This window comes from Sulfuricurvum sp. (assembly GCF_049305995.1).
Taxonomy (GTDB): Bacteria; Campylobacterota; Campylobacteria; order Campylobacterales; family Sulfurimonadaceae; genus Sulfuricurvum.
The window spans coordinates 1-8,083 of sequence record NZ_JBAQPS010000388.1 but is presented as its reverse complement, the minus strand read 5'-3'; the positions used below and the strand labels follow the sequence as shown (position 1 = coordinate 8,083).

The following is an 8,083-nucleotide window of genomic DNA, read 5'->3' as shown; positions in this document are numbered from 1 at the left end:
CTACAGCGATGATTCCACTTATGGAGGCTTGTAAAATCAAACCATGAGAATAAAGAGCGATCATTGCTACAACAAAAATGATTGTAAGAAGAAAACACATTTATTGAGTTTTTTCTTTGACGTAAGTAGCCCCTTCGTTTACTTTTGATTTCGTCCAATCGACAGCATTAGAGGTGTCTCGTTGAACACCACTCCATGTTGCGGAACAGCCACTGAAAAAGAGAAAAGTAATGACTAAGAAATATTTCATAATTTTACCTTTATGTTAGAATGAATTGTATAAGTCTAACAAAAAATTGTTAATGGAATTATAGATCGATTTTGTATCCGATTCCATTTACATTGGAAATGATTTTTGGGTATGTTTTTTTACGAATTCCCCGTATTAGTGTTCGAAGGGCGTCCATGCTCATTAATGTCTCTTGCCAGACTATAGTTTCTATAGTATCGTAAGGGACGATAAGTCGTTTTTTATTCAGCAGAAGTTCGAGAAGAAGATACTCTTTTTTAGAAAGTTGAACAGATGTGTCATTCGGACGGTTAATGGTTTTATTAATTGGATCGTAGCTAAAGCCATAATGTAGAATAGTATAGGTTGAAGAGTGAGCTAAAACAGTTTGATTTCTTCCTTGGTATTTTGCTTTATACATGGCGGTATCTGCAAGTTTTATTGTATCATCAATCGAGGTATTTGGGTCATACTGGCTGATACCGATACTGAGTGTAAGCGTGGTATTAAGACCAAAAGGATGATTTTCCACTCGCTGACGCAGTTTTTCGGCAATTGAGTAAGCAATTTTTAAATCGGCTTTATCTAGCACAATAATAAATTCTTCTCCTCCCCATCGGCAGAATAAATCGCTATTGCGTAGTGTGTCGCGGGTCAATGAGGTAAATTCTATTAATATTCGATCTCCTTCCAAATGCCCGAATTGGTCATTGATCATTTTAAAATGATCTAAATCGATGAAAAGAATTGAAAAAGTAGTGTGATCGCGATACGCTTGTTCTACTTTATGAGTAAGAAGAAGATTGAGTTTAGAACGATTGTAAATACCAGTAAGCGGATCGGTCGCAGCTTGGCGAATCAATGCTTTATGCTCTGTAATATTAGTATAAATTCCAATGTATCCAAGGATAGTATTGTCTTTTTGAAGTGGTTCAATACAAATCTTACTCCAATATTCATGACCACATTTGTTTCGGTTCTTAATCTCTCCATACCAAGGGTCACCTTGGGTGATCGTATCCCACAAATGGATAAATATCTCTTTTGGAGTATCTGGATGACCAAAAATTCGGTGTGTTAATCCAACTAATTCATCTTTGGCATATCCAGAGAGAATTTCGAATCCTTTACTCACATCAGTAATGATACCGACAGGATCAGTCATAATCATGATCAAGTTTCGATCTAATATTTCTGCTTTGAGATCTTCGATATGTGCGGCATAAGTGAACAAATCTATCTCCTTGGTGGATATTATTATAACCATGGATAATGAGATTTTAATGACGTTTGAAATTTTATGTTTAAATCCATTGAAGATTAGAAATAAATAGTGCAGAAATTGGAAAATATAGCGAAATTAATTACTAAAATGAACGTAGTGATTTATAAAATTAGGGAGTTTAAAGTGGTGACCCCAACGAGATTCGAACTCGTATGGCCAGAATGAAAATCTGGAATCCTAACCATTAGATGATGGGGCCACATAAATGTGGTTGAAAAAGTGGTGTCTCGTGATGGATTCGAACCATCGGCCCCCTCATTAAAAGTGAGATGCTCTACCGGCTGAGCTAACGAGACGTTAAATAACAATAAACTGTTCCAGCACAATTTATGGACGGGAATTATAGCGGTTAGAACCTTTTTTGTCAATAGTTTTGGGTATAAATGGCACATTTTCACTCAAGAAGATAAATATGTACACTTTAATCATTCAAATAGATTCAAAAAAATGATAATATTGTGATAAATAAAGTTAAAAAAAGGGACAAGCAATGGTGAAATTTTTAGTATTGATATGGATAAGTGTTTTGAATTTGGGTGCGGTAACGATTCAAAATGACGAGCAGTTCAAAACGGCGATTACGTCGATGAGAAGTGAGCACAAACTGGTGCTAATGATCTATACGACCGATGATTGTCCTGAATGTGCCTATATGAAGAAAAAAGTATTTCATGATAAAGCGATAGAACCGTATTTGAATCAAAATTTTGTGGTGATCGAGAAAAATGTCCATAAAAGCAAACTCCCTGAAGGATTTGATTATTTCGGGATACCTACGATGTTTTTTATCGATAAAGCAGGGAATAAAAAAGAGACGATAATAGGAAGCCGCAGAGCACCTGAGTTTGCCAAAGAGCTTCGTCGTATCCGAGGGATGAAATGAGATTATTATTTTTAGCGGCGGTTGTAGGAGTAACGTTGAGTGCCTATGATGCGGCGCATTTGAAAAAAGCGTTGGAGGATAAAGAGTGTGTTGGATGTGATTTGCGCGGTGCTAATCTGCAAGATATCGATTTTAGCGGAGGAGATCTCAGTCGCAGTGATCTCTCGGGTGCGGATGTGAGCCGTTCGGTGTTCGTGATGTGTGATTTAAATGATGCAAATTTGAGCCATGCCAAGGCAGAGGGGAGTATATTTTGGAAAGGGTCGTTGGAAGGGTCTGATCTAAGCTATATTCGGGCTAAAGGGGTCAATTTCAAAGGGACTCATTTAAACCGTGCCGATCTTAGCCATGGCGATTTACGCGGGACGAAGAGCTGGAAAGCCAATTTTACCGATGCGACGTTGCTGAAAACCGATTTTAGCGGTGCAGAGCTGGGGGATGCGAAGTTTATTCGAAACGATATGCGAACGGCAAAAATGAAAAATGCGCTGTTATGGCAAACCTATTTTAGTAATACGCTAATGAGCAAAGCTCAATGCGTCCACGCTCAAAAAGAGGAAGCTATTATCGAAAAAAATGTGCAGTGCCGATAAGGGGAAAGAGATGATGTATTACATAATGAAAGTAGCCATTACTACGATATTGATCGTTTTAATTTCTGAAATTGCGAAACGAAGTTCATTTTGGGGCGCGGTGCTAGCGTCGATCCCGCTTATCTCGGTCTTAGCGATGATTTGGCTTTATGTTGACACGAAAGATATTGATAAAATTAGTGCATTGTCTACAGGGGTATTTTGGCTTGTTTTACCGTCTTTGGCTCTGTTTGTTACCCTTCCGATACTGCTAAAGCAGGGGGTTGGTTTTTATCTCAGCCTCATGGTATCGTTGATCGTAACGGTCGTGTGTTATTGGGGGATGGTTAGCATTCTGAACCATTACGGGATCAAACTTTGATATTTTGAGCGGATATTTCTACTCTTTGATTGTCAGGGCACCCAATCGAATTCGGCAAAGAGTGATGCGGTTAGAAATACTAAAGTAAAGAGGATTTTTTTCATTTTTTTTCCAATGTTGCAATATGGGCACTAAAGCTTTGCGGATCTTTGTAGCCTACGAGATCGGCACCTTTGATAGACGTTCCGCTCTCATCAAAAAAGATCATCGCCGGAGGGCCGAACAGCCCGAACCGTTTGCTCAACGCTTTTTCGCTATCACTGTCGGCAGTGACATCGGCACGTACTAAGACGTAGTCGTTAAGCGATTGTATCACAGCGGGGTCTTTAAAGGTGATTTCATCGAGTTCTTTGCAAGCAGTGCACCAGTCGGCGTAGAAATCGAGCATCACTTTTTTCCCTTTGCTCTCAGCCAAGATCGCATCGAGTTCTTCGCTAGAGTGGATAGTTTTAAACTCCAATGCGCTAATCGTCGGTGTGGCAGCGGTGAGAATCGGCTCATTACTCCCTAAAGGGGAAAGAATATTTTCCGCCCCTTTAATCCCGCCGTAAAACAGCATAAAGCCGTACACAAGGAAAATAATTCCCAACCCTTTGGCAAACGCTTTGATCCCTCTCTCTTGCAACGGTTCCAACGCTCCGAGATAAATCGCAACAATGATCAGCAATGCCGACCACAGAATCATTGCCATAGAGGGATCGATGATTCGACTCAGCATCCAGATCGCAATGGCGAGCATCACGACACCGAAGACGTGCGACACCGTGTCCATCCATCCGCCGGGGCGCGGCATGTATTTACCCGCACCTATTCCGATCAGCAGCAATGGAATTCCCATTCCGATACTCAGAACAAAGAGTGCTGCACCGCCGAGGAGTGCATTGCCGCTTTGACCGATATAGACGAGTGCTCCGGCGAGCGGAGGAGCAACGCAAGGCCCTACGATCAATGCGGATAAAAAGCCCATGATCGCGACACCGAGATAGCCCCCTTTAGAACTTGCCTCTTCGGAAGATTTGGTAAGTTTAGTTTGCCATGATGAGGGGAGGCCGATTTTGAAAAATCCGAACATCGATATAGCCAATCCGACGAAGAGGAGGGCAAAGGTCGAGATGACCCACGGGTTTTGCATGGCGATTTGGATATTTCCGCCGAAAAGTCCTGCCAGTACTCCGGCAATCGTATAGGCGACCGACATTGAGAGGACATAGACGAGGGAGAGGATGAAGCCTCGGCGTGCGCTCATATTTTTTCCCTGCGCAACGATGATCGATGAGAGGATCGGAATCATCGGGAAAATACACGGTGTTAGGGAGAGCAACAGTCCGAAGGTAAAAAAGGTCAGCAGGATAAGCGGTACGTTACCCTCGATAAAGGTTTGGGTGATTCGGTCGGTTTCAGAGACGGTGATCGGGCTTTTTTTCTCCGTTGATGCCGGGTTTTTTAGAGGAGTTTCATTTGCCTCTTTTAATAAGAGCTTTGACGTTTCGATATCAAAGGTAAATTTTGACTCCATCGGCTCATAACAAAGCCCCTGTTCTGAACATCCCTGATATCCGATCACGAGGGTGATGGGGACGATCTCATTCATCTCTTTGGTTTTGATGAGAGGGATGTCGAAGGTTGGTGATGTGGTGTACACTTTTTCGCCGTCATGATCGATGGCTTCGCGGAGAACGAGGCGGTCAACCACGATTCCGCTATTTTTTTCCAGAACTTTTGCCGTGATTTTAGACTGGTAGAGATAAATGTCTTTTCCCAATTCAATACTCGCCGATGCGGTGCACCGTTTTTTCATATGGGCTGAGACTTTGAATGCCTCTTCGGGCATCAGAAATTTGGGTTCGGCAAATATCAGGGTATTGAAAAACAATACAAAAAATAGAAAATATTTCATGTGGCTCATTTATCCTCTTTTAAAACGTTAATACTTTATCACTTTGGATCACCCAGTCGGCAAGAATCTGCATCGTCGAGGTGACGCCCTCATCAAAATAGGGCTGATTTTTGAAAAGTCCGCAGCGGGCGTTGCACGTACCGCACGCTTGGAGGGCTACTCCATCGGTGTACAGCTTTTTGAGCATATCGACCAAATCGTGATCGTAGCTCTCGGGCTTTTGGATACTATCACGGGCGAGATCGACGGCATCGTTCATTAAAAAGATGTTGACGCTCTCACCGCTTTTGTGAAGTGTTTTAGCCAGACGCAGAGCATTCCACGTCACATCAGAACCGTCGTAGGGTTGATGATTGAGGATTATGGTTGTTATAAGATACTCCTTATTGCTCTTTAGAGAGCAGTGTTACCCCTAAGCCGGTCTCAATCGGGTAACCCTCTTCCGCCCACCCTTTAAGACCGCCTTTGAGGTTCGTCGCGTTGACATATCCGAGTTTTTTGAGAGTTTGAGCGGCTAACGCCCCACGGCTTCCGCCTCGGCAATAGGTGACGATCACGGTATTTTTGTCTTTGATTTTATTGAGTACTTCAAATTCGAGATTTCCGCGTGTGATTGCAATCGTGCTGGGTGCATAGATTTCACCCTCTGCGCGTTGGTTCTCTTCACGTACATCCATAACGAGCACTTTTTTTTCAGCATCGAGCATCTCTTTGAGCTGTTTTGGTGCCATCTCTCCGGCTTCTTGCTTTGCCGAACTGATGAGTTTTTCGGACTCTGCTTGTCCTGCTATCAATGATGATGCGATCAATAATCCAGTGAACATTGCAACGATTTTTGTTTTCATGAAATAATCCTTTTAGTATTACTTAGAAGATTAGCTAATTAACTAAGTAGTAGCATTGTATGGAAATAAAAAAACTTTGTCAAGTCTCAATGAATCGGAATATAAGCAAAATGTTCGTTTTGTTTATCGATTAGCCCGATGGTTGAGTTCGGTGTGAGTTTGACGAAATCATACACGTTACTTTTATCTATTTTGAGAGTTCTCATAGTCGCTTCGCACATCAAAAACTCTACCTCATAGGTACTGGACATCGATGCGATCCGTTTACTTAACTGCTCTTGGGCAGCAGCGAGTTTCTTGTCGTTTTTATAGGGGGAATTTTTCAAATCTTTGACGAAAAATTTGTAGGCGTCACCATGGATCACGACGGCAGTATCAAGTTTTTCGAGATTTCCCTCGTAGTGTCCTTTGTGGAAAGCAATCCCTCGAAGTACTTTTTTCTCAAACGTTTCGATATTGCCTGTTTTGAGATCGAAGACCACTTTTTTAACTCCATCTTCGGCAAAGAGTGATCCGACCAAAGCGAGAGCGAGTATCCATTTTTTCATGATTCATCCTTAGTATAGAAAAATTTACCATGATATTGTAGAAAGAGAATGTAAAAATAGTGTAAATATCCTAATTAGCTAAATAGATAATTACTATGTCATACTACGAGATATTTAGCTAAATGGCTAATCTTAGGTATGCTATAATTTTTTATTAATTGTACGGCAGTGCAAAACACGAGGTTATAAATGCTCGATATGGAACAAAAGCTCAAAATTTTTAAAGCGTTGAGCAATGAGACCCGCTTTTTGATTTTCAAAAATGTTTTTACGGGGGGATATACCTGTTCACTTGATAAAAAACAGCCCGGTGTCGAAGTAAATCCGATTGCGACCTGTGTCAGTACCGTTGCGGAGCATTTTAACTTTTCACTTCCGACCATTTCTGCCCATATCAAAGAACTCAAAGAGGCGAAGATTATAACGGTGGAGAAAAAAGGGAATAAGGTTTATATTGAACCGAATATAGAGACGATCCGCGAGATGGCGGGGTGCTTTCAGACGTTAGTGACTAATTTCGATAACAATAGAGAACTATTTTTCGACGATAAACTGGCGCTAAAATAAGTCTATGTATAGGTAGAAAAATAAACTTGTTTTTAGACAGGTATTTTTTTAGGAAAAAAATCACAAATATTGACATCTAAAGCATAGGCAATTTTCACTAGATGTTCGATATTGAAGTGTTGTTTATTATGATAAATTTCTGCAAGTGAAACAATAGAAAGGGATTTATGTCCAATGGCTTGCGCCAATTTTAGCTGACTAATCCCTTTTTCCATACGTATTTTTTTAACATTCTCACCAATCTCAATGTATATTTTATCAATGTAATCATCAGGTAAATCAATAATATCTTGCATAATCCCAACTTGTCATAAGAAGTTGTGAAGTTTATTAGGATAGAATTTTTTCATCAACTTGTTATAACAAGTCGTTTAAACTAATATTAATTCTTGGTTGTAGTGATCATAGAACAATTTAGCAGAGTGGAGTTAGGATGAGAAATTTAGTCGAAGAGCATTCTCGTATTACCAATGAAGTAAAAAAAAAAATTGAATCTATAAAAATCGTTTTTCCGGCACAATACAGCAAAATATATTCAGAAATAGCGCATTCTCATGAGATTAATCTTCAAGCAGATCAACTACTAACCCGTGAAATGCTCGATGAAAAAATGGTTCGACATATCACGACGCTATCGGTATGTACATCCGACGCAATATATGCTATGAGAAATAAAGACGAAGCTATCTTGGCTGAGATAGTATTAAAAACGGAACAGCTTCAAGAAGAGATTCAAGAACTCCGAAAAATTATCTATGAGGATTCTCTTACCCAAAGCTATAATCGAAAATGGTTTGAAGATGAATTGCTTGATATCGCTAAACTCCGTCTTCGAGACAGCGGAACATTGGTGATGATCGATCTGAATAAATTTA

Annotated in this window: 11 protein-coding genes, 2 tRNA genes and 1 pseudogene; 5 read left to right on the top strand and 9 right to left on the bottom strand. The window is 40.5% G+C overall.

Annotated features, from left to right (window positions below):
* Positions 1 to 100: 100 nt before the first annotated feature.
* From WA010_RS12990 to WA010_RS12975, 4 genes are all read right to left on the bottom strand, one after another.
* Entirely contained in the window at positions 101 to 250 is a 150-nt protein-coding gene (locus WA010_RS12990) for a hypothetical protein (protein WP_422557539.1), read from the bottom strand.
* 58 nt (positions 251 to 308) lie between these two features.
* Positions 309 to 1,463 (bottom strand): diguanylate cyclase, encoded by a 1,155-nt coding sequence (locus WA010_RS12985; RefSeq protein WP_422557538.1) that lies wholly within the window; start codon positions 1,461 to 1,463, stop codon positions 309 to 311.
* Between the two features lie 175 nt (positions 1,464 to 1,638).
* Positions 1,639 to 1,713, bottom strand: a tRNA-Glu gene (locus WA010_RS12980).
* Between the two features lie 21 nt (positions 1,714 to 1,734).
* Positions 1,735 to 1,810, bottom strand: a tRNA-Lys gene (locus WA010_RS12975).
* Between the two features lie 194 nt (positions 1,811 to 2,004).
* On the opposite strand from WA010_RS12975, the gene WA010_RS12970 reads away from it, so the two are divergent.
* From WA010_RS12970 to WA010_RS12960, 3 genes are read left to right on the top strand one after another with little or no spacing between them, the layout of a single operon-like run.
* Complete coding sequence (locus WA010_RS12970; RefSeq protein ID WP_422557537.1) at positions 2,005 to 2,397, top strand: thioredoxin family protein; 393 nt, start codon at positions 2,005 to 2,007, stop codon at positions 2,395 to 2,397.
* Complete coding sequence (locus WA010_RS12965) at positions 2,394 to 2,990, top strand: pentapeptide repeat-containing protein (protein ID WP_422557536.1); 597 nt, start codon at positions 2,394 to 2,396, stop codon at positions 2,988 to 2,990. The genes WA010_RS12970 and WA010_RS12965 overlap by 4 nt, the downstream gene beginning before the upstream one ends.
* 10 nt (positions 2,991 to 3,000) lie before the next feature.
* A complete protein-coding gene (locus tag WA010_RS12960; protein WP_422557535.1) occupies positions 3,001 to 3,351 on the top strand; it encodes a DUF3147 family protein in 351 nt (116 codons plus the stop codon).
* Between the two features lie 100 nt (positions 3,352 to 3,451).
* Here the strand turns inward: WA010_RS12960 and dsbD are convergent, their stop codons facing one another.
* The 4 genes from dsbD to WA010_RS12940 all read right to left on the bottom strand — a co-directional run bounded on the left by dsbD (position 3,452) and on the right by WA010_RS12940 (position 6,641).
* Positions 3,452 to 5,248, bottom strand: coding sequence for a protein-disulfide reductase DsbD (gene dsbD / locus WA010_RS12955; protein ID WP_422557534.1), 1,797 nt, complete (start codon positions 5,246 to 5,248; stop codon positions 3,452 to 3,454).
* Positions 5,249 to 5,267: 19 nt separating this feature from the next.
* Positions 5,268 to 5,621 carry a DsrE/DsrF/TusD sulfur relay family protein gene (locus WA010_RS12950; protein ID WP_422557540.1) on the bottom strand — a complete coding sequence of 118 codons (354 nt, stop codon included), beginning with the start codon at positions 5,619 to 5,621 and terminating at the stop codon, positions 5,268 to 5,270.
* A 10-nt stretch (positions 5,622 to 5,631) separates the two neighbouring features.
* Positions 5,632 to 6,093, bottom strand: coding sequence for a rhodanese-like domain-containing protein (locus tag WA010_RS12945; protein WP_422557533.1), 462 nt, complete (start codon positions 6,091 to 6,093; stop codon positions 5,632 to 5,634).
* A gap of 86 nt (positions 6,094 to 6,179) precedes the next feature.
* Positions 6,180 to 6,641 carry a DsrE family protein gene (locus WA010_RS12940; protein WP_422557532.1) on the bottom strand — a complete coding sequence of 154 codons (462 nt, stop codon included), beginning with the start codon at positions 6,639 to 6,641 and terminating at the stop codon, positions 6,180 to 6,182.
* Positions 6,642 to 6,830: 189 nt separating this feature from the next.
* On the opposite strand from WA010_RS12940, the gene WA010_RS12935 reads away from it, so the two are divergent.
* Positions 6,831 to 7,208: an ArsR/SmtB family transcription factor gene (locus tag WA010_RS12935; RefSeq protein WP_422557531.1), complete on the top strand. Its 378-nt coding sequence runs from the start codon at positions 6,831 to 6,833 to the stop codon at positions 7,206 to 7,208.
* A gap of 32 nt (positions 7,209 to 7,240) precedes the next feature.
* Here WA010_RS12935 and WA010_RS12930 read toward each other — a convergent pair whose 3' ends face one another.
* Entirely contained in the window at positions 7,241 to 7,504 is a 264-nt protein-coding gene (locus WA010_RS12930; protein WP_422557530.1) for a helix-turn-helix domain-containing protein, read from the bottom strand.
* A 137-nt stretch (positions 7,505 to 7,641) separates the two neighbouring features.
* Between WA010_RS12930 and WA010_RS12925 the strand changes: the two are divergent.
* A pseudogene (locus WA010_RS12925) lies at positions 7,642 to 8,083 on the top strand (GGDEF domain-containing protein); the annotation flags it as partial.